At 71.7% G+C, this 26,715-nt stretch carries 25 protein-coding genes; 17 read left to right on the top strand and 8 right to left on the bottom strand.

All coding sequences use genetic code 11. From position 1 onward, the window contains the following. Positions 1 to 10 precede the first annotated feature (10 nt). The 13 genes from tilS (at position 11) to ABD714_RS21495 (ending at position 14,451) form a co-directional block, all read left to right on the top strand. Positions 11 to 985 (top strand): tRNA lysidine(34) synthetase TilS, encoded by a 975-nt coding sequence (tilS, locus tag ABD714_RS21555; protein ID WP_344814518.1) that lies wholly within the window; start codon positions 11 to 13, stop codon positions 983 to 985. 119 nt (positions 986 to 1,104) lie between these two features. Beyond that, positions 1,105 to 1,656, top strand: coding sequence for a hypoxanthine phosphoribosyltransferase (gene hpt, locus ABD714_RS21550; RefSeq protein ID WP_344814517.1), 552 nt, complete (start codon positions 1,105 to 1,107; stop codon positions 1,654 to 1,656). Between the two features lie 241 nt (positions 1,657 to 1,897). Further along, positions 1,898 to 3,430, top strand: a complete 1,533-nt coding sequence (locus ABD714_RS21545) for an APC family permease (RefSeq protein ID WP_344814516.1) — start codon at positions 1,898 to 1,900, stop codon at positions 3,428 to 3,430. 102 nt (positions 3,431 to 3,532) lie between these two features. Then, positions 3,533 to 5,731: an ATP-dependent zinc metalloprotease FtsH gene (gene ftsH, locus ABD714_RS21540; RefSeq protein WP_344814515.1), complete on the top strand. Its 2,199-nt coding sequence runs from the start codon at positions 3,533 to 3,535 to the stop codon at positions 5,729 to 5,731. A 38-nt stretch (positions 5,732 to 5,769) separates the two neighbouring features. Continuing rightward, on the top strand, positions 5,770 to 6,357 hold the full coding sequence (folE, locus tag ABD714_RS21535; RefSeq protein WP_344814551.1) for a GTP cyclohydrolase I FolE: 588 nt from the start codon (positions 5,770 to 5,772) through the stop codon (positions 6,355 to 6,357). Positions 6,358 to 6,553: 196 nt separating this feature from the next. Further along, positions 6,554 to 7,402, top strand: a complete 849-nt coding sequence (gene folP / locus ABD714_RS21530) for a dihydropteroate synthase (protein ID WP_344814514.1) — start codon at positions 6,554 to 6,556, stop codon at positions 7,400 to 7,402. Between the two features lie 58 nt (positions 7,403 to 7,460). After that, positions 7,461 to 7,829 carry a dihydroneopterin aldolase gene (folB, locus tag ABD714_RS21525; protein WP_344814513.1) on the top strand — a complete coding sequence of 123 codons (369 nt, stop codon included), beginning with the start codon at positions 7,461 to 7,463 and terminating at the stop codon, positions 7,827 to 7,829. Then, a complete protein-coding gene (folK, locus tag ABD714_RS21520; protein ID WP_344814512.1) occupies positions 7,826 to 8,386 on the top strand; it encodes a 2-amino-4-hydroxy-6-hydroxymethyldihydropteridine diphosphokinase in 561 nt (186 codons plus the stop codon). The genes folB and folK overlap by 4 nt, the downstream gene beginning before the upstream one ends. A gap of 79 nt (positions 8,387 to 8,465) precedes the next feature. After that, complete coding sequence (locus ABD714_RS21515) at positions 8,466 to 8,996, top strand: DUF3180 domain-containing protein (protein ID WP_344814511.1); 531 nt, start codon at positions 8,466 to 8,468, stop codon at positions 8,994 to 8,996. 96 nt (positions 8,997 to 9,092) lie between these two features. Further along, entirely contained in the window at positions 9,093 to 9,824 is a 732-nt protein-coding gene (locus ABD714_RS21510; RefSeq protein WP_344814510.1) for a hypothetical protein, read from the top strand. Between the two features lie 437 nt (positions 9,825 to 10,261). Next, positions 10,262 to 10,609, top strand: a complete 348-nt coding sequence (locus ABD714_RS21505) for a histone-like nucleoid-structuring protein Lsr2 (protein WP_344814509.1) — start codon at positions 10,262 to 10,264, stop codon at positions 10,607 to 10,609. A 354-nt stretch (positions 10,610 to 10,963) separates the two neighbouring features. After that, complete coding sequence (locus ABD714_RS21500; protein WP_344814508.1) at positions 10,964 to 13,513, top strand: ATP-dependent Clp protease ATP-binding subunit; 2,550 nt, start codon at positions 10,964 to 10,966, stop codon at positions 13,511 to 13,513. A 137-nt stretch (positions 13,514 to 13,650) separates the two neighbouring features. Next, positions 13,651 to 14,451 carry a maleylpyruvate isomerase family mycothiol-dependent enzyme gene (locus ABD714_RS21495; RefSeq protein ID WP_344814507.1) on the top strand — a complete coding sequence of 267 codons (801 nt, stop codon included), beginning with the start codon at positions 13,651 to 13,653 and terminating at the stop codon, positions 14,449 to 14,451. Here the strand turns inward: ABD714_RS21495 and ABD714_RS21490 are convergent. After that, positions 14,444 to 15,562, bottom strand: coding sequence for an alpha/beta fold hydrolase (locus tag ABD714_RS21490; protein WP_344814506.1), 1,119 nt, complete (start codon positions 15,560 to 15,562; stop codon positions 14,444 to 14,446). The two genes, ABD714_RS21495 and ABD714_RS21490, sit on opposite strands and share 8 nt — an antisense overlap. Positions 15,563 to 15,656: 94 nt before the next feature. Between ABD714_RS21490 and ABD714_RS21485 the strand changes: the two genes are divergently transcribed. Next, entirely contained in the window at positions 15,657 to 16,556 is a 900-nt protein-coding gene (locus ABD714_RS21485; protein WP_344814505.1) for an EamA family transporter, read from the top strand. Between the two features lie 34 nt (positions 16,557 to 16,590). Here ABD714_RS21485 and ABD714_RS21480 read toward each other — a convergent pair whose 3' ends face one another. Further along, positions 16,591 to 17,430 carry an aldo/keto reductase gene (locus ABD714_RS21480; protein WP_344814504.1) on the bottom strand — a complete coding sequence of 280 codons (840 nt, stop codon included), beginning with the start codon at positions 17,428 to 17,430 and terminating at the stop codon, positions 16,591 to 16,593. An 83-nt stretch (positions 17,431 to 17,513) separates the two neighbouring features. Beyond that, a complete protein-coding gene (locus ABD714_RS21475; protein ID WP_344814503.1) occupies positions 17,514 to 18,395 on the bottom strand; it encodes an HhH-GPD family protein in 882 nt (293 codons plus the stop codon). A gap of 83 nt (positions 18,396 to 18,478) precedes the next feature. On the opposite strand from ABD714_RS21475, the gene ABD714_RS21470 reads away from it, so the two are divergent. After that, complete coding sequence (locus ABD714_RS21470; RefSeq protein WP_344814502.1) at positions 18,479 to 19,222, top strand: hypothetical protein; 744 nt, start codon at positions 18,479 to 18,481, stop codon at positions 19,220 to 19,222. A gap of 58 nt (positions 19,223 to 19,280) precedes the next feature. Here ABD714_RS21470 and disA read toward each other — a convergent pair whose 3' ends face one another. The 5 genes from disA to ABD714_RS21445 all read right to left on the bottom strand — a co-directional run bounded on the left by disA (position 19,281) and on the right by ABD714_RS21445 (position 24,753). Beyond that, positions 19,281 to 20,393: a DNA integrity scanning diadenylate cyclase DisA gene (gene disA / locus ABD714_RS21465; RefSeq protein WP_344814501.1), complete on the bottom strand. Its 1,113-nt coding sequence runs from the start codon at positions 20,391 to 20,393 to the stop codon at positions 19,281 to 19,283. Between the two features lie 102 nt (positions 20,394 to 20,495). Next, positions 20,496 to 21,899 carry a DNA repair protein RadA gene (gene radA / locus ABD714_RS21460; RefSeq protein WP_344814500.1) on the bottom strand — a complete coding sequence of 468 codons (1,404 nt, stop codon included), beginning with the start codon at positions 21,897 to 21,899 and terminating at the stop codon, positions 20,496 to 20,498. A gap of 156 nt (positions 21,900 to 22,055) precedes the next feature. Further along, positions 22,056 to 23,147, bottom strand: coding sequence for a histidinol-phosphate transaminase (locus ABD714_RS21455; protein WP_344814499.1), 1,092 nt, complete (start codon positions 23,145 to 23,147; stop codon positions 22,056 to 22,058). A gap of 105 nt (positions 23,148 to 23,252) precedes the next feature. Continuing rightward, on the bottom strand, positions 23,253 to 23,888 hold the full coding sequence (locus tag ABD714_RS21450) for a VOC family protein (RefSeq protein WP_344814498.1): 636 nt from the start codon (positions 23,886 to 23,888) through the stop codon (positions 23,253 to 23,255). Positions 23,889 to 23,967: 79 nt separating this feature from the next. After that, positions 23,968 to 24,753 carry a DUF3109 family protein gene (locus tag ABD714_RS21445; RefSeq protein ID WP_344814497.1) on the bottom strand — a complete coding sequence of 262 codons (786 nt, stop codon included), beginning with the start codon at positions 24,751 to 24,753 and terminating at the stop codon, positions 23,968 to 23,970. A gap of 60 nt (positions 24,754 to 24,813) precedes the next feature. Here ABD714_RS21445 and ABD714_RS21440 point away from each other — a divergent pair, with 60 nt between their 5' ends. Next, positions 24,814 to 25,701 carry a sugar phosphate isomerase/epimerase family protein gene (locus tag ABD714_RS21440; RefSeq protein WP_344814496.1) on the top strand — a complete coding sequence of 296 codons (888 nt, stop codon included), beginning with the start codon at positions 24,814 to 24,816 and terminating at the stop codon, positions 25,699 to 25,701. Positions 25,702 to 25,774: 73 nt separating this feature from the next. Beyond that, a complete protein-coding gene (locus tag ABD714_RS21435; RefSeq protein WP_344814495.1) occupies positions 25,775 to 26,710 on the top strand; it encodes a proline dehydrogenase family protein in 936 nt (311 codons plus the stop codon). Positions 26,711 to 26,715: the final 5 nt, after the last annotated feature.

Genomic DNA, 26,715 nt, shown 5'->3' with positions numbered 1-26,715 from the left:
CGACGCGACGATGGCGCGGCGCGCGCTCGGGCCGGCCACCCTGGCGGCCGTCCGGGCCGTCGAGAGCAGCCTCGACCCCTCCGACGGCTGTCTGCTCGTCGCCTGTTCGGGAGGACCGGACTCGCTGGCCCTGGCCCGGGCCGTCGTCACCGTGGGGGCCCGGCGCACGCTGCCCATCGCCGCGGTGGTGGTGGACCACGGGCTGCAGCAGTTCTCGGCCGACCGGGCCACCGAGACCGCGACCACGCTGACCACCCTGGGCTTCGGCGACGTCACCGTACGGACGGTGACGGTCCGCAGCACCGGTGCCGGGCCGGAGGCCGACGCCCGGCTGGCCCGCTACCGCGCGCTGGACGAGGCGGCCGCCACCCGGGACGCGACGCTGCTGCTCGGCCACACCCGCGACGACCAGGCGGAGACCGTGCTGCTGGGTCTGGCCCGCGGCTCCGGCACCCGGTCCCTGGCCGGCATGGCGCTGCGCAGCGGACCGGGCGCCCGTCGCCTGCGGCCGTTCCTGGCGCTGCCGCGGTCCGTCACGGAGCAGGTCTGTCGGGAGAACGACCTCGTCTGGTGGAGCGACCCGTACAACACCGACCCCGGCTACGCCCGGGTCCGGGTGCGGCAGACGGTGCTGCCCACGCTGGAGCGCGAGCTCGGTCCCGGGATCGCCGAGGCGCTGGCCCGTACCGCCGTGCTGGCCCGGGACGACGCGGACCTGCTGGACGCCCTGGCTGCGGAGGCGGATCCAGGCACCTCCACCCTGGCCTGCCAGGTCGTCGAGGGTCTGCCGCCGGCGCTGGGTCGGCGGCTGCTGGGGCGGTGGCTGCGACTCGAGCACGGCGCCCCCGACCTGAACGCCGGTCACCTCTACGCGGTCGAGGCACTGGTCACCGACTGGCACGGTCAGGCAGGCGTGGACCTGCCCGGGGGTCTGCGCGTGCGCCGGACGGACGGACGGCTCGAGCTGGTCCGACCCGACCGCTGACCCGAGATCGTGCCCACCGAGGTCTGGATCCCGCCGGCCCCTGGTCAGGATCCGGTCTCTGCCGGTCGAGGCTCCGGCGGCGAGGTAGCTATCGCGTTCCGCTGTGGCAGGCTGGCCCCGTGGATGACGCGCAGATCAGCGGTGACCTCTCTCGGGTGCTCTTCACCTCCGACCAGATCGCCGGGCGGATCGCCGAGGTCGCCGCGCAGATCGACAGCGACTACGAGGGGGAGGAGATCCTTCTCGTGGGCGTCCTGAACGGGGCCGTCATGGTGATGGCCGATCTCTCCCGCGCGCTCAAGAGCCACTGCCGGATGGACTGGATGGCCATCTCCTCGTACGGCTCGGGCACCCAGTCGTCAGGTGTCGTCCGCATCCTCAAGGACCTGACCACCGACATCAGCGGCCTGCACGTGCTGGTGGTGGAGGACATCATCGACACCGGGCTGACCCTGTCGTACCTGATCGGCAACCTGATGTCCCGCAACCCGGCCAGCCTCAAGATCATGACGGCGTTCCGGAAGCCGGAGGCGGCCAAGAACACCGTGGACGTCGCGTACGTCGGCTTCGACATCCCGAACGAGTTCGTGGTGGGCTACGGCCTCGACTACGACGGGCACTACCGCAACCTGACCTCGGTCGGCACCCTCGCGCCGCACGTCTACAGCTGAGGTTCACTCGGCCCCGCGGGCTGCCGCGGCCGGCGTGCGCCCCGGGACACCCGCCCGCGGTCGGATAACCCGGGTGGTCGGCCGGCGTTCGCCCCGGGAAACCCGCCCGCGGTCGGAAAACCCGATGCTAGGCCGACCGCCACTGCCTGGGCCGACCACCGGGTACGCGAACCGAAGTCTCCCTGCCGGGAATCAGAGGGCCGGTGTCCGCGGGATCCTGAGACATCCTTAGGGTTGTCTCATGAGCATCTTCCGCACCAAGAGCGTCGACGACGTGCTGGCCAACAGCAACATCGACACCCACGGCGACCCGGTGCCGGGGAAGGGCCACCTGGCCAGGAACCTGACCGCCTGGGATCTGATGGGGTTCGGGATCGGCATCGTGATCGGCACCGGCATCTTCACCCTGACCGGTCTGCAGGCCAAGAACAGCGCCGGGCCGGCCATCATGATCTCGTTCCTGATCGCCGGCTTCGTCAGCCTGCTGGCCGCGCTCTGCTACGCCGAGCTGGCCGCCGCCGTGCCGGCCGCCGGTAGCTCCTACACCTACGCGTACACCACCATCGGGGAGATCTTCGCCTGGATCATCGCCTGGGATCTGATCCTGGAGTTCGCGCTCGGGGCGGCGGTGGTGGCCCGCGGCTGGTCGGGCTACCTGCTCGGGGTGTTCCCGTTCCTGCCGAGCTCCGTCTTCGGCGAGGACTCGGTGGTCAACCTCGGTGCGGTGTTCATCGTGCTGGTCCTGGGTGCGGTGGCCATCAAGGGCGTCAAGGAGTCGGCCTGGGTGACCAACACCCTGGTCATCATCAAGGTCTCGGTTTGCCTGTTCGTCATCCTGGTCGGGTTGTTCTTCATCCAGAAGGCCAATCTGGTCCCGTTCGTCCCGCCGAGCCAGCCGGTGCCGGCCGACCAGACCACCAGCACCCTGACCGCGCCGCTCTGGCAGGTGCTGACCGGAACCACCCCGACCGCCTTCGGGATGGTCGGCGTCTTCGTCGCCGCGGCCGTGGTCTTCTTCGCCTACAGCGGCTTCGAGGCCGTGGCCAACCTGGGCGAGGAGACCAAGAACCCGAAGAAGGACATGCCGCTGGGGCTGCTCGGCACCCTCGGCATCTGCACCCTGCTCTACATGGGTGTCTGCCTGGTCATCACCGGCATGGTCAAGTACACCGACCTCAGCGAGGGCGACGCCGTCGCGCAGGTGTTCCGCGAGGTCGGGCTGGGCTGGGCCGGGGTGCTCATCGGTCTGGCCGCGGTGGCCGGTCTGAGCTCGGTGATCCTGGTCGACATGGTGGCCATGGGCCGGATCGGCTTCGCCCTGTCCCGCGACGGACTGCTGCCGCCGGTGTTCCGCAAGATCCACCCGACCTGGAACACCCCGGTGCTGATGACCTCGCTGACCGTCGCGGTGGTCGCCCTGCTGGCGGCCTTCGTGCCGCTCGCGGAGCTGGCCGAGATGGTCAGCATCGGCACCCTGTTCGCGTTCCTGGTCGTCTCCATCGCGGTCCCGGTGCTGCGGGTCAAGCGCCCCGACATGCGCCGACCCTTCCGGGCTCCGCTCAGTCCGGTGCTGCCGATCGTGTCCGGCATCTGCTGCGTGCTGCTGATGTCGAACCTGGCCGTGGAGACCTGGCTGCGCTTCCTCATCTGGCTCGTCATCGGTCTGGTCGTCTACGTCGCGTACGGCCGGACCCACGCCCGGCTGGCCGATCCGGCACGGTTCGACGCGCTGGTGCACGAGGACGAGGACGCGTCGTCGACGCCGAAGGACTGACCGTCCCCGCGCACGCGGGTCAGCACGACTAGGGGCGTTTCGGTCCGGACGATAGCCTTGCTCGGTACCCGGGTCGCCACGACCCTCCCGACTAGGTAGGTCATGAACGCCAAGCGCATCTTCCGCGGCCCCATCCTGTGGATCGTCCTCGCCGTGATCGCCATCGGCCTGCTGGTCGACCTGACCGGCAACCTGACCGGCGGCTACTCCGAGGAACCCACCTCCAAGGTCGTCTCCATCATCAACGGCAACGAGCCTCTCAAAGAGGTCGTCCTGGTCGACGGTGAGCAGGAGATCCAGGTCACGATGGGGGGTGACAACCCCGCCAAGTACAAGGCGGTGTGGGTCGGGAACCAGAGCGAGCAGCTGATCGACCGGCTGAACGAGCGGGTGGCCGCCGGCTCGCTGGAGTCCTGGGTCGGGAAGAACCCCACCCCCGGCTTCTTCCAGACCCTGCTCGGGACGCTGATCCCGTTCATCATCATCGGCGTCCTCTTCTTCTTCCTGCTCAACTCGGTGCAGGGCGGCGGCAGCCGGGTCATGCAGTTCGGCAAGTCCAAGGCCAAGGTCGCCAACAAGGACACGCCGAAGACCACCTTCCGTGACGTCGCGGGCTGCGAGGAGGCGATCGAGGAGCTCGAGGAGATCAAGGAGTTCCTGGCCGAGCCGGCGAAGTTCCAGGCCGTCGGGGCCAAGATCCCCAAGGGCGTGCTGCTCTACGGTCCGCCCGGCACCGGCAAGACGCTGCTGGCCCGTGCGGTCGCCGGCGAGGCCGGGGTGCCGTTCTACTCGATCTCGGGCTCGGACTTCGTCGAGATGTTCGTCGGCGTCGGGGCCAGCCGGGTGCGGGACCTGTTCGAGCAGGCCAAGGAGAACGCCCCCGCCATCGTCTTCATCGACGAGATCGACGCCGTGGGCCGGCACCGCGGCGCCGGCATGGGCGGTGGCCACGACGAGCGGGAGCAGACGCTGAACCAGCTCCTGGTCGAGATGGACGGCTTCGACGTCCGCGGCGGCGTGATCTTGATCGCGGCCACCAACCGGCCCGACGTGCTCGACCCGGCGCTGCTGCGCCCGGGCCGGTTCGACCGGCAGATCGCCGTCGACGCTCCCGACATGAACGGCCGGTTCCAGATCTTGCGGGTGCACGCCGAGGGCAAGCCGATGGGCCCCGACGTCGACCTGCAGAGCGTGGCCCGCCGGACGCCCGGCTTCACCGGCGCCGACCTGGCCAACGTGCTCAACGAGGCCGCGCTGCTGACTGCGCGCAAGAACGAGCGCATGATCACCAACGTGGACCTGGACGAGGCCATCGACCGGGTCATCGCCGGTCCCCAGCGTCGCAGCCGCCTGATGAACGAGCGCGAGAAGCTGATCACCGCCTACCACGAGGGCGGTCACGCCCTGGTCGCGGCGGCGTTGCCCGGCACCGACCCGGTGCAGAAGGTGACGATCCTGCCGCGCGGGCGGGCGCTGGGCTACACGATGGTGCTGCCGGAGCAGGACAAGTACGCGAACACCCGGGCCGAGCTGCTGGACCAGCTCGCCTACATGATGGGCGGCCGGGCGGCCGAGGAGCTCGTCTTCCACGACCCGACCACCGGGGCCAGCAACGACATCGAGAAGGCCACCAGCGTGGCCCGGGCGATGGTCACCCAGTACGGCATGACCGAGCGGCTGGGCGCCATCAAGCTGGGCTCCGACGGGTCCGAGCCGTTCCTGGGCCGCGACTTCGGTCACCAGCGGGACTACTCCGAGGACATCGCCGCGGTGGTGGACCAGGAGGTCTCCAAGCTGATCAGCAACGCCCACCAGGAGGCGTTCGACATCCTGAACGAGAACCGGGACGTCCTGGACGCCCTGGTCAACGCGCTGTTCGAGCGGGAGACGCTGGACCGGGCCGCCGTGGCCGAGGTGTTCCAGCCGCTGCGGCTGCGACCCCGCCGGCCGGCCTGGACCGGGTCCGACAGCCGGGTGCCGTCGAGCATCCCGCCCGTCACCCCGCCGCCGCCGGCGCTCAACGGGCAGAACAGCCAGAACGGTCAGAGCGCGAACGGTCACCGTGACAACGGTCAGGGTCAGCTGCCCCCGGCGCCGGGTGACCACCCGGCCGGCGGTGCCGCGCTGCCGCCCGGGCACTCACCTGTCCCGCCGACCGCTCCACCGGCCACCGGGCCGGGTTCCGGACCCGGACAGCAGGGGCCCGGGGGGAGCGCCGGTCCGCAGGGACCCGGGGTCACCGACGGGCCCGCCGGTCCGCCGAGTGAGGGCTGGCCACCGGCCGGTCCGGACTTCCGGTGACCGGGCCGAGCGACCCGGTCGTCGACGCGGGCGCGGACGTGCCCGAGCAGACCCAGCGCCCGTACGACCACCCCCGCGTCGTGGCCGCGGTCCGCGAGATCCTCGCCGGGATCGGCGAGGACCCCGACCGTGACGGTCTCAAGGACACCCCCGAGCGGGTCGCCCGCGCGTACGCGGAGATGTTCGTCGGTCTCCGGCAGACGCCGGAGGAGATGCTGACCACCACCTTCGACCTCGGGCACGACGAGTTCGTCCTGGTCAAGGACATCGAGCTGTGGTCGTGCTGCGAGCACCACCTGGTGCCCTTCACCGGCGTCGCCCACGTGGGCTACATCCCGAGCGCCGACGGCCGGATCACCGGTCTGAGCAAGCTGGCCCGACTCGTGGACGTCTACGCCAAGCGCCCGCAGGTGCAGGAGCGGCTGACCACCCAGGTGGCGGACGCCCTGCAGCGGATCCTCACCCCGCGCGGCGTGATCGTGGTGATGGAGTGCGAGCACCTCTGCATGACCATGCGCGGCGTGCGCAAACCCGGCTCACGCACCGTCACCAGCGCCGTCCGCGGCCAGCTCCGCAACCCGGCCACCAGGGCCGAGGCCCTCAGCCTGATCATGGCGGGTAAGTAGCGGTGTCAGTCGTCACTCGGTACTCACTTCGCGCTGAGGACTCGGTCTTCCCTTCTCTCTCGCAGACGGAGGAGCGTGTCTGCTCGTTCGTCGGTCCAGACCGAGTCGGCGCTTCGTTCGCGGTCGCTCGCGACGGGCTCGCTCGCTGACGCTCGCTCGATCACGCGTAGCTCTCCGATCTCAGTAGGTTGATCCCATGACGGCCGACCTGGTGGTGGACGGGATCCCGAGTCCGGGCCGGACCCTGGTGATGGGGGTCGTCAACGTCACCCCCGACTCGTTCTCCGACGGCGGCGAGTGGCTGGATCCGGATGAGGCGATCGCCCACGGTCTGGATCTGCTGGCCGAGGGCGCGGACCTGGTGGACGTGGGCGGGGAGTCCACCCGCCCCGGGGCGGTGCGGCCGACCCAGGAGGTGGAGCTGGCCCGGGTGCTGCCGGTCATCTCCGCTCTGGCGGCGGCCGGGGGCGTCGTCAGCGTCGACACCATGCGGCCCGAGGTCGCCGAGCGGGCGGTCCGGGCCGGTGCGCGGCTGGTCAACGACGTGTCCGGCGGGCGGGCGGAGACCGAGATGCTCCCGACCGTCGCGCGACTCGGCGTCCCGTACGTGTGCATGCACTGGCGGGGGCACGCGGCCGACATGCAGAGCCGGGCGCACTACCACGACCTGGCCGGCGAGGTGGCCGCCGAGCTGGCCGAGCAGGTGGAGGCGGCCCTGGCCGCCGGGATCCGGCGCGATCGGCTGGTGCTCGACCCGGGCTTCGGTTTCGCCAAGACCGGGGAGCACAACTGGGAGCTGCTGAACCGGCTGGACGAGCTGGACGCCCTCGGTCTCCCGATCCTCTACGGCCTCTCCCGCAAGGCCTTCCTCGGGTCGCTGCTCGCGGGTCCCGACGGCTCTTCGCGGCCGGCACGGGAGCGCGACGACGCGTCACTGGCCCTCACGACGCTGCTCGCGCAGCTCCGCGTCTGGGGCGTCCGCGTGCACCGCGTACGTCCGAGCGTGGACGCCGTCGCGGTGGTCGAGCGGTGGCGTCGGGGCTGACTCGCTCCCCGTCAGGGGCCTTTGTCCGGTCCGATAGGGTCCGTGCAAGGAGGTGATGATGACGGCGGATCAGGTGGTGCTCACCGGCATCGTCGGACGCGGCCACCACGGTGTGTACGCGTTCGAGCGGGACCAGGGCCAGGACTTCGTCGTCGACGTCGCCTGCACGATGGACCTCGGCGTGGCTGCCCGCAGCGACGATCTCGCCGACACCATCGACTACTCAGCGTTGGCCACCGCGGTGGTGGCCGACATCGAGCGCGACCCGGTGAACCTGATCGAGAAGCTGGCCGACCGGATCGCCCGGACGTGCCTGCGCAACCCCCGCATCACCGCCGCGACCGTCACCGTCCACAAACCGCAGGCGCCCATGCCCGTACGGGTCGGCGACGTAGCCGTCACCCTGACCAGGAGTACCGCCCCATGAGCAGTCCCAATCCCTACGCCATCGACGCGGACACCCTCAGCGGGATGAAGCCGCTCCGCAAGGTCGTCTACTCCCTCGGATCCAATCTGGGCGACCGCCTGAACAACCTGCAGGGTGCGGTGGACGCCCTGCGCGACACCCCCGACGTGATCGTCGTGGACGTGTCCTCGGTCTACGAGACCGAACCTGTCGGCGGGCCCGAGGACAGCCCGAGCTTCCTCAACCTGGTCGTCGTGGCCGAGACCACGCTGGAGCCGCGGACGCTGCTCGAGCGCGCCCTGGCCATCGAGGACGCGTACGGTCGCGAGCGGGGCGAGAAGTGGGCTCCGCGCACCCTGGACGTTGACCTGATCATGGTCGGGAACACCTCGTCCGACGCTGCGGACCTGCGGCTGCCGCACCCGTTGGCCGGCGAGCGTGCCTTCGTGCTGCTGCCCTGGCTGGAGATCGACGCCAAGGGTGAGATCCCTGGTGTCGGCGAGGTCGCCGATCTCGCCGGCCGGGTGCCCGGTGACGGGGTCGTCCGCCGCGACGACCTGCTGATCGAAGCCGACTGACCCTGTCCACCCGACCGAGCCTTTCCACCCGACCGAGCCGGTACGCGACACCGGCGCGGCGCACCGGACCGGTCGGGCCGTGACCGACCCCGGTCGGGTCGGCCCGCAGGATCCCCGTGGTGGCGGCTCGATGAAGACGACCTCGGCGAAGTCGTTGGCCGTGGCTGCCGTGTTCGGTGCCCTGGCCGGGTGGCTCGTCGTGGTGGTGGCCAACGCCCTCGACCTGGTCGCCCCGTACGTGCCGTGGACCGCGCCCGCCGCCTTGGTGGTCATCGCGGCGCTGGTCGGGGCGCTCGCCTGGTCCACCCACCAACGCATCCAGGTGCGCAAGGAACGGATCGCCCCGGAGCGGGCGGTGGCGTTCCTCGTCCTCGGCAAGGCGTCGGCGCTGGCCGGTGCCGTGATCGCCGGCGGCTACCTGGTCTTCGCCCTGATGTTCGTGGACCGCTTCGACGCGGCAGCGCCGCGGGAGCGGGTGATCCGGGCACTGGTGTCGGTGGTCGCCGCGGTCGGGCTGTGCGTCGCCGGGCTGCTGCTGGAACGCGCCTGCCGGGTCCCCGACGGGGACGACGACGACCGCGATGACGGGGTGGAGCAGACCGCTCGCTGATCGACCGGCCGGCCCGGCGGCCCCGCGGGTCGGCGGGCGGGACACGGGTGGTCGACCTCCCGGACCGCCAGGGTCGCCCTACATAGGGTGATCGCCGTGACGACTGCTCCGGTGACCGCCCCCGCCTCGTTCGCCCGGGTCTCCGGTCCTGCGCGCCCACAGGCGGCACCGGCCCGTGAGCGGCTGTCCACCGCCGTCCTGGTGGTGGGCACGGTGGTGTCGTTGGCCTCGCTGTTCGGTCCGGAGTGGGCGCTTCGGGTCGGCGTCGTGGTCGCGCTGGCCTCGGCGGCCGGCTCGTGCGCTCTCGCCTGGCGCGAGCTCTACGCGACCAAGCGCCGCCACGCCCAGGACCTGCTCGCCGTCGGTCGGCGGCACACCCAGGACCTCCGGTCCGAGCGGCAGCACAACGCGGACGTGCTCGACACGGTGACCGGACGGGCCGAGCGGTGGCGCCGGGAGGTGGACCGCCAGCAGACGCAGATCGCCGGGCTGCGGGTGGAGACCTCCGCCCTGCGCACCGACCTCGCTTCGGTCCGGCGGCAGCTGGTCCGGGCCGACGGCACCATCGCCGGTCTGCGGGAGACCGTCCGCGAGCGGGATCTCGAGCTGGCCCTGGTCCGCGCCGCCGCGCCGTCGGCGCCGACGGCGTCGGACCCGGGGTCGTCGACGGCGGACGCCGGGGCCGATGTGCACCGGTTGCCGCGGCGCGGCCGGCTCGACCGGGCCGGTGCGGCGGGCCCGGCCGGGCCCGGAGACCGGACGGTGATCGAGCTCGACGGCACCGAGCCCGCGATGCCGAACTTCGAGGCCGACCGCCGCCGAGCCTGACGGAGTCCACGCCGCCGTGGCGGCCTGTGGCCGCCACGCGTAGCTCCGGGTGGCGACGTCCCGGCCGATCCCGGCGCGCGGTCGCGGGTCCGGCGCTGGCGGAGACGCGGTCGGCACCCGGATCGTCTGATCGACCGCCGTCCGATTCGCGGCTGATCGCCTTCCCGATTCGGTCGCCTTCACCCGAGCGCCATCACCCGGTCGCCTTCTCCCGATTCGCGGCCACCGGCGTCCCGGGGGCCAACTGCTGCGAACGCTCAGCTCACCCAGCACCATGCTCGGAGAGCCCAATGGACAAGTCGCCCGCTTCCGGTCCCTCGGTAAAAGCCGAGGAATACCGAAAAGCAAAAGAAACGATGCAGACGTTTCGGTTTCGTGATGAGGGGTCCGTGGGGTAGCGTTCTTTTCGACGTATTTCTTTGATAACGGAGGGTGAAGTGGCGCAGCGCGTCCAAATCATTTTGGAAGACGACTACGACGGGGGCGACGCGGACGAGACCGTGTCCTTCGGCCTGGACGGAGCCGAGTACGAGATCGACCTCTCCTCGGCGAACGCCTCGCAGCTGCGCGACGCCCTGGCCCCGTGGCTGTCGCACGCCCGCAAGGTCGGTGGGCGCCGGCGCTCCCGGGCGGCTGCTCCCGCGGCGGCGCGGCCGTCGGCGACCGACGGTCCGGGTTCCACCAGCGACATCCGCTCCTGGGCCCTGGAGAACGGCATGGAGGTCTCGAGCCGCGGCCGGATCTCCTCAGAGGTGCGGTCGGCGTACGAGCAGGCGCACGCCTGAGTCGAGGCTCCTTCAGCAGGGTCGTGGTTGCGCCCTGGGCGAACACTGGTTCGCCCGGGGCGCGCTGCTGTCCGCTGCCGGTAGCGGACAGCGGGGTCTCCCCGTTCTCGACCACGGGCAGCGGGATTGCCTGCCCGACCAGCGGCGACGGGTGTCGGCGGCCGGTGTCGACCCGGGCCTGCCGGGTGCCCGGCCCGCCGGCTCGGGCGGGTGAGCGCCGCCCGCGCAGAGGCTCCACCCCCTCGGCTTCCCGCGCTGCGGATCACCGCCGGACGCTGCGGACTAGAGTTGTGCCAGCCGGTGCCACCTCTTGCGAGAGACCACCGCTGCAGGCACCACCAACGAGGAGAAGCCATGTTCGAGCGATTTACGGATCGGGCCCGACGCGTCGTCGTGTTGGCGCAAGAAGAGGCTCGCATGCTGAACCACAACTACATCGGGACCGAGCACATCCTGCTCGGGTTGATCCACGAGGGTGAAGGGGTCGCCGCCAAGGCCCTGGAGTCCCTGGGCATTTCGCTCGAGGCCGTCCGCCAGAAGGTCGAGGAGATCATCGGGCACGGCCAGCAGTCACCGAGTGGACACATTCCTTTCACGCCGCGTGCAAAGAAAGTGCTCGAATTGAGCCTGCGCGAGGCGCTCCAGATCAATCACTCCTACATCGGCACCGAGCACATCCTGCTCGGCCTGATTCGCGAGGGTGAGGGCGTCGCCGCCCAGGTGCTGGTGAAGCTGGGGGCGGACCTGAACCGCGTACGGAATCAGGTTCTGCAGCTGCTCAGTGGATTCCAGGGCAAAGAGGCGGCGACCTCCGGTGCGCCCGAGCAGGGAAATGCGCCGTCGTCGTCGATGGTGCTCGACCAGTTCGGCCGCAACTACACCCAGGCGGCGCGGGAGAACAAGCTCGACCCCGTCATCGGTCGCGAGGCGGAGATCGAACGCGTGATGACCGTGCTGTCCCGAAGAACCAAGAACAACCCGGTGCTGATCGGCGAGCCGGGGGTCGGCAAGACCGCCGTGGTCGAGGGCCTGTCCCAGGCCATCGTCCGCGGCGACGTGCCGGAGACCCTGCGGGAGAAGCAGATCTACTCCCTCGACCTGGGTTCCCTGGTCGCCGGCTCCCGCTACCGCGGTGACTTCGAGGAGCGGCTGAAGAAGGTCCTCAAGGAGATCAAGACCCGTGGCGACGTCGTGCTGTTCATCGACGAGATCCACACCCTGGTCGGGGCCGGTGCCGCCGAGGGCGCTATCGATGCGGCCAGCATCCTGAAGCCGATGCTGGCCCGCGGCGAGCTGCAGACGATCGGCGCCACCACCCTCGACGAGTACCGCAAGTACGTCGAGAAGGACGCGGCGCTGGAGCGCCGCTTCCAGCCGATCCAGGTCTCCGAGCCGACCATCGCTCACACCATCGACATCCTGCGCGGTCTGCGCGACCGCTACGAGGCCCACCACCGGGTGACCATCACCGACCAGGCCCTGGTGGCGGCGGCGCAGATGGCCGACCGCTACATCTCCGACCGCTTCCTGCCGGACAAGGCGATCGACCTGATCGACGAAGCCGGCGCCCGGTTGCGGATCCGCCGGATGACCGCGCCGCCGGACCTGCGGGAGTTCGACGAGAAGATCGCCGCCGTCCGGCTGGAGAAGGAAGCCGCCATCGACGCGCAGGATTTCGAGCGCGCCGCCAGCCTGCGGGACGACGAGAAGAAGCTGCTCGGGGCCCGCTCCGAGCGTGAGGTGCAGTGGAAGTCCGGCGACCTCGACGTGGTCGCGGAGGTGGACGAGGAGATCATCGCCGAGGTGCTGTCCACGGCCACCGGCATCCCGGTCTTCCAGCTCACCGAGGAGGAGTCGGCCCGTCTGCTGCGGATGGAGGACGAGCTCGGCAAGCGCTACATCGGTCAGCACGAAGCGGTCCGGGCGCTGTCCCGCTCGATCCGGCGCACCCGCGCCGGTCTGAAGGACCCGAAGCGGCCGAGCGGCTCGTTCATCTTCGCCGGTCCGTCCGGTGTCGGTAAGACGGAGCTGACCAAGGCGCTGACCGAGTTCCTGTTCGGCGACGAGAACGCGCTGATCCAGCTCGACATGAGCGAGTACAGCGAGAAGCACACGGCGTCGCGGCTGTTCGGTTCCCCGCCCGGGTACGTCGGGTACGAGGAAGGCGGCCAGCTCACCGAGAAGGTGCGGCGCAAGCCGTTCAGCGTGGTGCTGTTCGACGAGGTCGAGAAGGCCCACCCGGACATCTTCAACTCGCTGCTGCAGATCCTGGACGAAGGTCGCCTGACCGACGCGCAGGGTCGGGTGGTCGACTTCAAGAACACCGTCATCGTGATGACCACCAACCTGGGCACCCGGGACATCGCCAAGAGCGTGTCGCTGGGCTTCAGCCAGGCCGGTGACGCCGAGGGCAGCTACGACAAGATGAAGGCCAAGGTCGCCGACGAGCTCAAGCAGCACTTCCGGCCCGAGTTCCTCAACCGCGTCGACGAGATCGTGGTGTTCCGTCAGCTGACCCAGGTCGACATCGAGCGCATCGTCGACCTGATGGTGGCCCAGATCGAGCTGCGGCTGAAGGACAAGGACATGGGCATCGAGCTCACGCCCGCGGCCAAGGCCCTGATCGCCCAGCGCGGGTTCGACCCGGTGCTGGGGGCTCGGCCGCTGCGCCGGGCGATCCAGCGCGACATCGAGGACCACATGGCGGAGAAGATCCTGTTCTCCGAACTGAAGTCCGGTGAGATCGTGGTCGTCGACGTGAACGACCCGGGTTCGGAGTCGGCGTTCACCTTCACCGGTGTGCCGCGGTCGACGGCCCCCGACACGCCGCCGGTCGAGTTCGGCGGGGTCATCGAGGGTCTGATCGAGCCCGGCGAGCCGGGAGAGGCGGCCGGCGACCGCTGAGCCGCACGTCCGTGGCTCGGCCACCCGCTCCGTTCGGGGTCGACCGAGCACGAACCGCCTGACCACCTGAGAGGACCGCCCCAGCCGGGGCGGTCCTCTTCGGCGTCACCGGGCCGGTCCGCGTAGGCTCCTGCGTCATGCCGAGACGACTCGACTACTCCCGCTACCTCACCCACCTGGCCGAGGACAGCGCCCGGTTCGCCGAGGTGCTCAGCCGGACCCCGTACGAGACCGCCGTCCCGACCTGCCCGGGCTGGGACGCGGCCGACCTGCTCTTCCACCTGGCGGAGGTGCAGGCGTTCTGGGCCCGGATCGTCGCTCGTCGGCTGACCACCGGCGATCAGGTCGACGAGCTGGAGACGGTTCGACCCGGCGACGCAGAGCTGGCCGCGTTGTTCGCCGACCGGACCGCCGCCCTGCAGGAGGCGCTCCGCGACACCCCGGCGGAGACCCCGGTGTGGACCTGGGCGAGTGAGCAGACCGCCGGCTTCTGCGCCCGCCGCCAGGCGCACGAGGCGCTGATCCACCGGCTGGACGCCGAGCTCACGGCGGGCGAACGGAGCGCTCTCGATCCCACGCTGGCCGCCGACGGGGTCGATGAGGTGCTCGGAGTGATGTACGGGGAGCCGCCCGCCTGGGGCGCCTTCACCGCCGACCACGACCACGTCGTCCGGTTCGACGCCACCGACACGGGGGACACCTGGTCGGTGACGGTCGCTCGGTTCGTCGGCCTGGAACCGGGGGGCGGGGCCGCGCACGAGACGGACTGCCTGGACTGGGTGGCCGACGACGTGCCGCCCACCGCCTCGGTCAGCGCGACTGCCGCCGACCTGGACTGCTGGCTGTGGCGGCGACCTCCGGTGGGCGAGCTCACGGTGTCCGGCAGCGAGGCGACGCTGGACCGGCTCGCTGCCGTGATGGCCGACGGCGTCAGCTGACCTCGGCGCGCTCTCCGTCGCTCGGAGCCGGCCCTTCCCCGCCGGCGTCCGGGTGGGGGTCGTCGCTCCCCGCGCGGGCGTCCGCGTGGGGGTCCGGCTGGGGGTCCTCTGGGGCCGGCTGGCCCGCGTCGTCGCTGTGTTCTTCGACGGCCTCGGCCTGCGCCGTCTTGCCCTCGGCGATCAAGGTGTCGTCGTCGGTGACGATGCCGACCAGCTCGGTGAGCTGACCGCTGACCTGGCCGAGTCCGGCCGGGTACTCCTCGGCGTCGGAACCGCCGTCCGGCAGCGAGAGCGGCTCGGTTCCCGGGCGGCGGACGTGCTGGACGGACAGCTGGGCGACCACGTCCGCGTGCGCGTGCATGATCGAGTGCGCCGCGCCGGGGATGATCGAGACCCGGCAGCTGGGGAGCAGGCCGGCCACCTGGTCGATCCACACCCGCGGGCACAGGTCGTCCTCGGAGCCGCTGATCACCAGCGTGTTGGCGGTGACCTCGGGCAGCACGTCCTCGATCGGGTACTGCAGCATCTCCGGCAGCACCCGGGAGAACCACCGCACCCCGCACAACGCGTACGCCTGGAGCGCCAGCACCGCGACGCGCGGTGGCTCCTTGCGCGCGGCCTGCAGGAACCGGCGACCGGCCACCCCGAGGTGACGCTCCGCCGGGTAGAGGACCGGTCCGAGCAGGATCACGGTGGACAGGGCCTTGTGGCCGGCGAACCCGGCGGGGTAGCGCGAGGCCAGCTCCGCGACCACCTGGGTGCCCATCGAGTGCCCCACCACGATCGGGTCGTCCAGCTCGAGCTCGTCGATCACCGTGCCGACCAGGTCGGCGTACTCGCTGATGGTCATCCGGCGGCTCTTGGGGTGCGGCACGCCACCGAAGCCGGGCAGGTCGAGGGCGTGCACCGGTCCGTACTCGTTGAGCAGCCCGGCCAGTCGCTCGAAGTAGTTCGACGACACCCCGATGCCGGGGACCAGCACGAAGGCGCGGTCGCCCGTCCGCCCGACGGTGCTCACCCGGGCGTAGGTCGTCTGCCAGTGGACCCGGCGGACCGTGACCTCGGTGGCGCTGCGCCGCCCACCGCCGACGTCGCCGTGACCGATCGACAACAGTCGTCGGGTGAGACTTCTCCGCACTGGACCTCCGCGCTCGGATGCTGAGGGACCCACGGTAGTGCCGACCGTGCGTGACACAGTGACGCTCGTGCCGTCCCCGCCCTCGTCGTCGCCGCCGACACCGGCTGCGCGGCTGCAGCGGATCCCGGCCGTCTGGCTGGTGGTCGGGGGGATCTTCTCGGTCCAGTTCGGGGCCGCGATCGCCAAGGACCTCTTCGGTCTGGTGCCGCCGACCGCGATGGTGTGGCTCCGGCTGGCCACGTCGGCGCTGATCCTGCTGGCCGTGGTGCGCCCGTCGTTCCGGGGCCGCAGCCGTCGCGACTGGGTGATCGCCCTGTCCTTCGGTGTGTCGCTGATGACGATGAACTGGGCGATCTACCAGTCGTTCGCCGAGATCCCGCTGGGGGTGGCGGTGACCATCGAGTTCCTCGGGCCGCTGGCCGTGGCCGTGGTCGGGTCCCGGCGTCCGCGCGACCTCGTCTGGGTGGCTCTGGCGGGACTGGGGGTCGCTCTGCTCGGGTTCAGCCCGGCCGCGCTCACGCTGCGCGGCGCTCTCTTCGCCCTGCTGGCCGCCGCGGCCTGGGCGGCGTACATCCTGCTCAGCAAGCAGACCGGTGCCCGTTGGCCCGGGCTGAGTGGACTGGCGATCGCGAGCCTGGTCGGGTTCCTGGTGCTGGCCGCGCCGGCGATCGCGGAGGCCGGGTCGGTGCTGCTGCGTCCGGAGGTGCTGCTGCTCGGCGTGGCCATCGGACTGCTGTCGTCGGTCATCCCGTACAGCCTGGAGCTGACCGCGTTGCGCCGGATCAGCCCGCGGGTCTTCGGCATCCTGATGAGTCTGGAACCCGCAGCCGCCGCCCTGGCCGCGCTGATCGTGCTCCGCGAGCTGCTCACCATGACCCAGTGGCTCGCGCTGGTCTGCGTGGTCGCGGCCTCGGTCGGAGCCACCCGCACCTCACCGCCGCCCCTGGACCAGCCCCTTCCGGACTGAGCGTGCGAAAGGGGGCGTCAGCGGAGGTGGGCGGTCAGTGGCCGAAGGTGTCGGAGTCGGCGACGCCGGCCTCACCCTGGTCGAGGGCGGAGACGGCCGCCACCTCGTCGGGAGTGAGCTCGAAGTCGAAGACGGCGATGTTCTCCGCGATCCGGCCGGGGTCGGCCGACTTCGGGATGGCCACCAGTCCGAGCTGGAGGTGCCAGCGCAGCACGACCTGGGTGGCCGACTTGACGTACTTCTCCCCGAGTCCGACCAGCAGCGGGTCGGAGCGCAGGTCGTCGCCGGAGCCGCCGATCGGGCTCCAGGACTCGGTGATGATGCCGTGCTCGGTGTCGAAGGCGCGGCTGGTGTCGCGGGTGCTGTACGGGCTCAGCTGGATCTGGTTGACGTCCGGGGTCACACCGGTCTCCTCGATCACCCGCCGCAGGTGGGTCGGCTTGAAGTTGGACACGCCGATGGCCCGGATCGACCCCTCCTCCAGCAGCGCCGCGAGACCGCGGACCGCGTCGGGGAAGGTGCCCTGGTCCGGGTTGGGCCAGTGGATCATCAGCAGGTCGATGTAGTCCACGCCGAGCCGCTGCAGACTCGCCTCGTACGCCCGACGCACGCCGTCGACGCTGTGCCACTCGCGGTTGAGCTTGGTGGTGAGGAAGACCTCGGACCGGTCGATGCCGGCGTCGCGGATGCCCTGGCCGACGCCGTCCTCGTTGCGGTAGTTCTCGGCGGTGTCGACGAGGCGGTAGCCGGCCTCGATGGCGGTGCGGACCGCGGCCGCCGCGTCGGCACCGCGCAGCGGCCAGGTGCCGAGACCGAGGGTGGGGATGGTGGCGCCGTGCAGCAGGGGCAGGGTCGGGGCGAATGCAGTGGTCACCGTTCGACCCTAGTAGCCCGAGGCGTCAGCGCCCGCGGTGGCCGGAGCAACCCCAGCGGCTGACAGGTCGGCCGGTCAGCCGGTCAGCCGGGCAGGGCGTAGCCGACCAGGTCGTCGCCGACCACCAGGCCGTCCAGCACCAGCGAGGTCAGCGACCGCTCGCGCTGAACCGGGTCGGGCCAGACCGCGTCCAGCTCGTCGCGGGCGACCGAGACGTCGCTGGAGCGCAGCACGGCCAGCAACGCCCCGCGGCACTGACGGTCGGTGCCCTCGTACGCCTGCCGCCGCCGCGGGCCCTCGGCGGCCGGGCGACCGGCCCGGCGCCAGGCGCACACGTCCTCCACCGGGCAGCGCTCGCAAGCGGGGGAGCGGGCGGTGCAGATCAGCGCCCCGAGCTCCATCGACGCCACCGCCCAGCGGGCGGCACGCGCCGGTTCCGCGGGCAGGAACTCCTCGGCCAGCCGGCTCTCGGCCACCGTCGCCGCGACCGGCGGCGCCGCCATACCGGCGGCCACCCGGGCCAGCACCCGGCGGACGTTGGTGTCCAGGACGACGTGCCGACGCCCGTACGCGAAGGAGGCGATCGCCGCCGCCGTGTAGGAGCCGACGCCGGGCAGGGCCAGCAGGGCGGCCAGGTCGTCGGGCACCACGCCACCGTGCTGCTCGGTGATCGCCTCAGCGGCCCGGTGCAACCGCAGGGCTCGGCGCGGGTAGCCCAGCCGGCCCCAGGCCCGGACGGCGTCGCCGGCCGGGGCGGCGGCCAGTGCCGTCGGTGTCGGCCAGCGCTCCAGCCAGACGCGCCACGGCTCGAGGACGCGGGCCACCGGGGTCTGCTGGAGCATGAACTCGCTCACCATCACCCCCCACGCGCCGGCTCCGGGTCGGCGCCACGGCAGGTCGCGGGCGTGCTCGTCGTACCACCGCAGGACCCTCTCGACCACCTCGGTGCTGTCGGTGGCGGGCATGCGGGACACCGTACCCGGACGGGTCCCGCCGCCCCGGCGTGTTGAGTCTGCCGGGTCCCCTCCGGCTCCGTAGCCTGTGCCGCATGAGTGGCGTGCTCCACCCGACGGGTCCGGAGCCGGCCCGAACCTACTGGGTCCGGCGGGGCGTCCTGGTCGCCGTGATCTTGTTGCTCGCCGTCGGAGTCGTCCTCGCTGTGGCCAACCTGACCAAGGCGGCCGTGGCCACGGCACCGCCGCCCCCGTTGCCCGCCGGCAACCCGGCGGCGTCGCCGACGCCGACAGCGAGCGGCGCCTCCACCCCGGCTTCGGCTGCGCCGACCCCGGGTCCGTCGACGTCCCGGGCGTCCTCGACCCCGGTCAGCTCACCGCCGGCCGCCGCCTCGCCCTCGGCGTCCGCTTCGGCCCAGCCCGGCCCCAGTGCCACAGTGGTCGGGACACCTGACTGCCGGCCGGCCGAGCTGCAGGTGAAGCTCGCGGGTGATCGCCGGCTGTCGGTGGGGGAGAACACCACCTTCACCGTGTCCCTGGTCAACGCGGGCCGGCTGACCTGCCTGACCTCGGTGACGGCGGCGAACTTCGAGCTCAAGGTCTACTCCGGCAAGGACCGGATCTGGAGCAGCCGGGACTGTGCCAAGACGCTGGCGCCGTTCGACAAGAAGCTGGCGGCGAAGGGTGTCGTCGCCTGGAAGATGACGTGGGACGGCGAGCGCTCGGTGGCGGGCACGAGCTGCCGGCGCGGCACGGACAAGCTGCGCGGAGGGACCTACTGGGCGACGGCCCAGCTGAAGGGTGCCGATCCGGTGCAGGTCCGCATGATCATCGGCTGACCCACCCCGATGCCCGCCGGGACCAGAGCGGCGGCCCGGCTCTGGGCGCGTCGCGGGTTCAGGCCAGGGGGTCCGCGTACGCCGACTCAGCCACCCGCACGAGCCCGTCGCGGATGGCCCGGGCCCGCTGTTCCCCGACCCCCTCGACCTCCTGCAGATCGGCGCGGCTGGCCGCGAACAGCGCCTGCAGACTGCCGAAGTGCTCGATCAGCCGCTCACCGAGGGCCCCGGGCAGCCGGTTGATCTGGGCCACCTGGCGATAGCCCCGCGTGGTCACCTTGGTGTCCAGCTGGTCGGAGGAGGCGAAGCCGATCGTCCGGGCCACCAGCAGCAGGTCGAGCAGCTGGGTGGTGTCCAGCGCTGCCAGCAGCGCGAAGCCGAAGGGCGGGTCGGGCACACCGCCGCCGCCGGAACCGGCAGGGGCCGCTCCGCCGGCGCTGTCGGGCCGGTAGTCCTTCTCCAGCAGACTCCCGAGCTCGGTCAGTCCGGTGGTCAGCTCGTGCATCTGCAGGGCGAGCAGCCGGCCCTCGGTGCCGAGCTCGGCGGTGTACTCCGACAGCTCGAGATCCAGCCGGCGCACCATCTCCAGCCGCTGCGCGACCGCGGCGACGTCACGTACGGTGACCTGGTCCTCGACCTCCAGCGCCGACAGTCGGGTGGTGGCCTCGCCGAGGCGCGAGCGGTAGCGCTCCAGCGTCTGCAGAGCCTGGTTGGCCCTGGCCAGGATCTGGTCGGGGTTCTCGACGAACTGCCGGTAGGTGTCGACGTACAACGAGATGGTGGCCATCGAGGCGGACACCGCGATCACCGGCACGCCGGTCTGGCGTGCCACCCGGTCGGCCGTCCGGTGCCGGGTGCCGGTCTCGGCGGTGGCGATGGCGGCGTCGGGCATCAGGTGCACCCCGGCCCGGACGATCCGGAGGGCACCGGCGTCCAGCACGATCGCGCCGTCCATCTTGGCCAGCTCGCGCAGCGCCGTCGGGGTGAAGGGGACATCCAGCTCGAAGCCGCCGGTGCACAGGTCCTGCACCTCGCGGCTGTGCCCGAGCACCACGAGAGCACCCGTACGACCACGGAGGATCCGCTCGAACCCGTCCCGCAGCGGCGTCCCGGGCGCCACCAGCGCCAGGTAGCCGAGGATCCGGCTCCGCTCAGTCCCGTCCTGCGCCACGCTTCGATCCGTCCCTCGTCCGCGGCCGGTTCACGGCCCGTTCTCCGCTGGACATCTTAAGCCGGTGCCACATTCACCGCCGTCGTGGACGGTCCGGACGGCTCAGCGATCGGCCGCCGGTCGGCCCGGGGCCCGGCGGATGCCCAGGCGGTCGAGGGCGTCCGCCACGGTGGGGACGGCGTGGATCAGCAGCCCGTGGCGACTCATCGAGATCTGCTCCGACTGCCGGGCGTCGGAGGGGATGACCGCCTCGGTGAACCCGAGCCGGGCCGCCTCCGCGAGGCGGCGCTCCAGACCGGGGACGCGGCGGAGCTCGCCGGCCAACCCGACCTCGCCGATGGCCACGCAGCGCTGGGTGAGGCGGACGTCCAGGGCGCTGGACGCGACGGCGACCGCCGCGGCCAGGTCGGCCGAGGGGTCCACCACCCGGGCCCCACCCACTGTCGACACGTAGACGTCGCTGTCGTGCAGCCGGACCCGCGCCCGCCGCTCCAGCACGGCCAGCACCATCGCCAGCCGCCCCGAGTCGACGCCGTGCATCGTGCGGCGCGGGACCTGCAGCGGCGACTTCCCGGCCAGCGCCTGCAGCTCGGCGAGCAGCGGTCGACGGCCCTCCATGGTGACGGTCACGCAGGTGCCGGGAACCGGTTCCTCGTGCCGGGACGTGAACAGCCCGGAGGGGTCCGAGACCTCGACGATGCCGTCCTCGCCCATCTCGAAGCAGCCGACCTCGTCGGCCGGGCCGAACCGGTTCTTCGTCGCCCGGATCAGCCGGAAACCCGAGTGCCGGTCGCCCTCGAAGGCGAGCACCACGTCGACCAGGTGCTCGAGCAGCCGGGGGCCGGCGATGCTCCCGTCCTTGGTCACGTGACCGATGATGATCACCGCCATGCCCCGCTGCTTGGCCACCCGGACCAGGGCAGCGGTCACCTCGCGGATCTGGGTCACCCCGCCGGGGGAGCCGTCCGCCTCAGCGGTGCCGATGGTCTGCACCGAGTCCACCACCAGCAGCGACGGTCGCACCTCCTCGACGTGTCCGAGGACGGTGCCCAGATCGGTCTCGGCGGCCAGGAACAGGTCGTCGGCCAGCGCATCGGTCCGGCCGGCGCGCAGCCGCACCTGGGCGGCCGACTCCTCGCCGGTCACGTACAGCGTGGTGCGGCCGACCTTGGCCCACTGCGCCGCCACCTCCAGCAGCAGGGTCGACTTGCCGACCCCGGGCTCCCCGGCCAGCAGCACGACCGCTCCGGGCACCAGGCCGTCGCCGAGCACCCGGTCCAGCTCACCGACCCCGGTCCGGACCCGTGCCGCCGCATCGGCGTCGACGTCCTTGATCCGGGTGGCCCGCCGGGTCGGGGTGGCGGCCTTGACCTCGGCCAACCGCGGGGCGCCGACCTCGACCACGCTGCCCCAGGCCTGGCACTCCCCGCAGCGGCCGACCCAGCGGACGGTGGTCCAGCCGCACTCGGTGCACCGGTGCGAGGGTCGGGTCTGCGTCTTGGCCATGACCGGAACCGTACGACCCCCCACCGACAGTGTTCTCCTCGTTCGCTGCTCCCAGCGGACGACTATCGAGACTGCTCGGGTTCGTGGGTTCTGCTCGATCTATAGACCAAGCAGAGCCGACAAACCCGAGCAGCGTGCCGCCGGGGGTGAGGAACGTCAGGTCAGCTGTGTGGCGATCTCGAGCGCGAGGTTGTTGGCCTCCGGATCGCCGACGGTGATGCGGAGGCCGTCGAAGCGGCCCGGTTCCCCGTGCGGACCGGGGGTGGCGTACGGGCGGACCATCACCCCGGCGTCGGCGAACGTGTCGGTCCAGGCCTGCGTCTGGGGACCCGCAGGCAGCCAGACGAAGTTGCCCTGGGCGTCCGGGACGTCGTGGCCGTGGTCGCGGAGGGTCTTCACCATCGCCGTTCGGCGCAGCACCAGCTCATCGACCCGCTCCCGCAGGGCGTCCTCCGCCGCCAGCGAGGCCAGGGCGGCGGCCTGGGCGATGGTCGTCACCCCGAACGGGTTCGCCGCGGCGCGCAGCACGGCGGCCAGCTCCGGCGCGGCCACGGCGTAGCCGATGCGCAGCCCGGCCAGCCCGTACGCCTTGGAGAACGTCCGCAGCAGGACCACGTTGGGTCGGTCGAGCAGCGACAGCCCGTTCACGGCGGCCGGGTCCTCGACGAACTCCACGTACGCCTCGTCCACGACCACCGCCACGTGCTCCGGCACCCGCTCGAGGAACGCCTCGACGTCGCTCTGCCGCAGCGCCGGACCGGTCGGGTTGTTCGGCGTGCAGAGCAGCACGGCCACCGTCGCCGGTCCGATCGCCCTCAGCATCGCCTCCAGATCGTGCTCGTACGTCTCGGTCAGCGGCACCGGGACGCCGGTCGCGCCGCTGAGCTGGGTGGCGATCGGGTAGGCCTCGAAGCTGCGGAACGCGTACACCACCTCGGCGCCCGGACGGCCGAGCACGTTGAGCAGGTGGAAGAGGACGGCCACCGAGCCGGTCCCGAAGGCCAGCCGGTCCGGGTCGACGCCCAGTCGCTCGGCCAGCACCCGGGTCAGGGTCGTCGCGGCGATGTCGGGGTAGCGGTTCAGCTCGGTGCAGGCCTGCGTCGCGGCGGCCAGGACCCCCGGCAGCGGCGGATAGGGGTTCTCGTTGCTGGAGAGCTTGTGGGCCGGCAGCCCGTCGACGAGCGGCGGTCGACGGCCGGGTCGGTAGACCGGCAGACCGGCGGCCTCAGGACGGATGCGGAGCGCCATGCACCGAGGCTAGGTCCCGGACCGCTTCCTGGCTCGCGCCCTCGACCCGCCCGGGCAGCCTGTGCAGATTGCCCGTCGCCTGGGTCGATCGGGTGGGCAGGTTGCCTAGACCCGGACGACTCCGTTGGGCGTGCCGAACGTGGCCGCGATCAGCCCTGGCTGGCCTCGTGGAGCGACCCACTGGATCGGGATGTCGGCCAGCGCCTTGTCCGCCGACCCGCCCAGCCACTCCTCCACCCGCTGCTGGGAGCCGGCGATCTCCACGCCGAGCAGGTCGATGTCGCCGCCGCCCACCGAGGGGTGGATGCCGGCGTCACTGCGCCACTGGACGAAGAACGGCAGCTGGGGATCGCTCTGCAGGCCGCGCACGCCGAGCTGGCGCCACTCCAGCCGGGTGCCGTCGGGCAGGTGCCGGTGTCCCTCGATCGCCTGACGCCCGATCCTCGTCTCGACCTCGGCCAGGTCCTCGGTGGCGACGACCCAGCCGAGCCAGCCGCCGCCCTCGGCCGAGCGGGCCCGGACGACCTGACCGAAGACCGCCTTGTCGGCCGCCGGGTGATCGAGCACCTCGACCACCTCCAGGTAGCGGCCACCGGCCAGCGCGAGCGTGAAGTTGCGGGTGCCGAACCGGGGGTGGAAGCCGCCGTCGACGAACTCCGAACCCAGCAGCCGACCCAGCTCCCCGGCGGTGCTGCGGGCGCCGTCGGGACCGGCTGCGTACGACAGGTGGTCCAGGCGCATGGCCCCATTGTGGTGCCCTTCACGGGCGCGCCACCGGCGGGGGCCTTTTCTCCTGCCCCGGACCAGACACGTCCGCAGGTCAGCGGCGGGTCGCGGACGCCCGGACCGTCGCGGGATGACGCAGCAGGGTCCCGGGGGTCTGGTCGAACTCCGCGCACAGGTCGGCCAACGTGGCGTACGCCCCGGCGCCCATCAGCTCCACCAGCTCGTCGCGGTTGGCCAGGTAGACCGGCTGCGAGCCGATGTGGGCTTCGGTGTTGGAGGTGCAGTACCAGTCGAGGTCATGGCCCCCGGCACCCCAGCCCTCGCGCACGTACTCCCCGAGAGTGACCTCGGTGTAGGTGGTCTGGTCGCCCCGGGTCACGGTCCGGAACTGACGCCGCAGCGGCAGCTGCCAGCAGACGTCGGGCTTGGTCTCCACGAAGCTGCGACCTTCCTGCAGGGCGAGCAGGTGCAGCGCGCAGCCGCCGCCGGCGGGGAAGTCCGGGCGGTTCAAGAAGATGCAGGCCCCGTCGACCACCCGGGTCTTGCGGGCGGGCTCCTCGCCCTCGGCGACGGTGTCGGGGCCCTCCAGCTCGACCCAGCCGTCCTTCTTGGCCGCCTTCTTGTACTGCCACTGCTCGCCGGTCAGGCGGCGGACCGACCTGCGGACCCGCTTCTCGTCGTCGGCGTCCGCGAAGTGGGCGCCGAGGGTGCAGCACCCGTCGTCGGGCCGGTCGGCGTAGATGCCCTGGCAGCCGCTGCCGAAGATGCAGGTCCAGCGGGAGGTCAGCCAGGTGAGGTCGCAGCGGTACACCGTCTCGCCGTCGCCAGGATCGCTGAACTCCACGTACGCACGCGGGAACGGCAGCTTCACCTCGGGCACGCGCAGAGCCTACGCGTGAGTCCGTGGGTCCTGTGGGGTCTCGGGGCTACGCTGTGGGGCGTGTCCGATGCCGACGAGCGCGCCGTGAGGGTGCCGGCCGCGAAGGTCGGTCTGTCGACCTCCTCGGTCTACCCCGAGACCACCTCCAGTGCGTTCGAGCTGGCCCGCCGGCTCGGCTACGACGGGGTCGAGCTCATGGTCGGTATCGACCCGGTGGCCGCCGACATCGACGCGGTCGAGAAGCTGCGCGACTACCACCAGGTCCCGGTGCTGTCGGTGCACTCGCCGTGTCTGCTGATCACCCAGCGCGTCTGGGGCACCGACCCGTGGGCGAAGCTCGAGCGCTCGGCCGAGGCGGCCCGCCGGCTGGACTGCGACGTCGTCGTGGTGCACCCGCCGTTCCGCTGGCAGCGGGAGTACGCCCGCGGCTTCGTGGCCGGTGTGCGGCGGCTGGCCGAGGAGACCGGCATCACCTTCGCCGTGGAGAACATGTACCCGTGGCGGACCCCCGGCGGGGAGCTCAAGGCGTACATGCCGGGCTGGGACCCGACCGAGCTCGACTACGACACCTTGACCCTTGACCTCTCGCACGCCTCCACGGCCAACCAGCAGTCGCTCGACCTCGCCCGGTCGTGGGGGGACCGACTCCGCCACGTGCACCTGACCGACGGCAGCGGCTCGGCCAAGGACGAGCACATGGTGCCCGGCCGTGGCGACCAGCGGGCCGACAAGCTGCTGGAGCACCTGGCTCGGACCGACTTCGACGGGCACGTCGTGCTCGAGGTGAACACCCGCAAGGCCGACACCCGGGCCCAGCGCGAAGCCGATCTGGCGGAGTCGCTGGCCTTCACCCGGCTGCACCTCGCCACGCCGCTGCACCCGACGTACGCGGTCGACGGTGCGGGTGTGGCGGACGCCCTGACCGGTGGGAGCGACGACACGGTCTGAACCCGGTCGGCGGGGCGGAGGCTAGGGTCGAGGTGCACCGGGGCGGCCCCGGCCAGGGGGAGAGGAGCGCGAGGTGCCGGTCCTTCGTGAGGCCCTGCTGAAGATCTCCCGCAGCAAGGTGATGAAGTCCACGGTCACGCACGCGCCGGTGACCCGTCGGGTCGTCGACCGCTACGTGGCCGGCGAGACCACCGACGACGCCTTGCGGGCGACCCGCGCCCTGGCGGACGCCGGACTGACCGTCACCATCGACCACCTGGGTGAGGACACCACCAAGCGGGAGCAGGCCGGCGCGACGACCGACGCCTACCTCGACCTGCTCGCGCGCCTGTCCGAGGCCGGTCTGGCCGCCACCGCAGAGGTGTCGGTGAAGCTGTCCGCGATCGGACAGCTGCTGGGCGCGCACGGTGAGAAGATCGCCACCGAGAACGCGCAGCTGATCTGCGAGGCGGCTCTCGAGGTCGGCACCACTGTCACCGTCGACATGGAGGACCACACCACCACCGACTCCACTCTGGGCATCGTCGCCGAGCTGCGGCGCGACTACCCCTGGGTCGGTGCGGTCCTGCAGGCCTACCTCTTCCGGACCGAGGCCGACTGCGAGGCGCTCGCCGGCGCGGGCTCCCGGGTCCGGCTGTGCAAGGGCGCCTACGCCGAGCCGGAGTCGGTGGCGCACACCGATCCAGCCGAGATCGACCGGGCCTACGTCCGCTGCCTGAAGATCCTGATGTCCGGCGACGGCTACCCGATGGTGGCCACCCACGATCCCCGGCTGGTGGAGATCGCGGTGGCCCTGGCCGAGCGGGAGCACCGGGCCAAGGACAGCTTCGAGCTGCAGATGCTCTACGGGATCAGACCCAGCGAGCAGGCCCGGCTGGCCTGGCTCGGGCACCGGGTCCGCGTCTACGTCCCCTACGGCACCGACTGGTACGGCTACCTGGTGCGTCGGCTGGCCGAGAAGCCCTCGAACATGCGGTTCTTCGCCCACAGCCTGATATCGAGAAAGTGATCGCC

The sequence above is a fragment of the Microlunatus aurantiacus genome, assembly GCF_039536605.1.
Taxonomy (GTDB): domain Bacteria; phylum Actinomycetota; class Actinomycetes; order Propionibacteriales; family Propionibacteriaceae; genus Microlunatus; species Microlunatus aurantiacus.
Note: the sequence above shows the minus strand (reverse complement) of the source record. Positions and strands in the feature narration are given on the sequence as shown.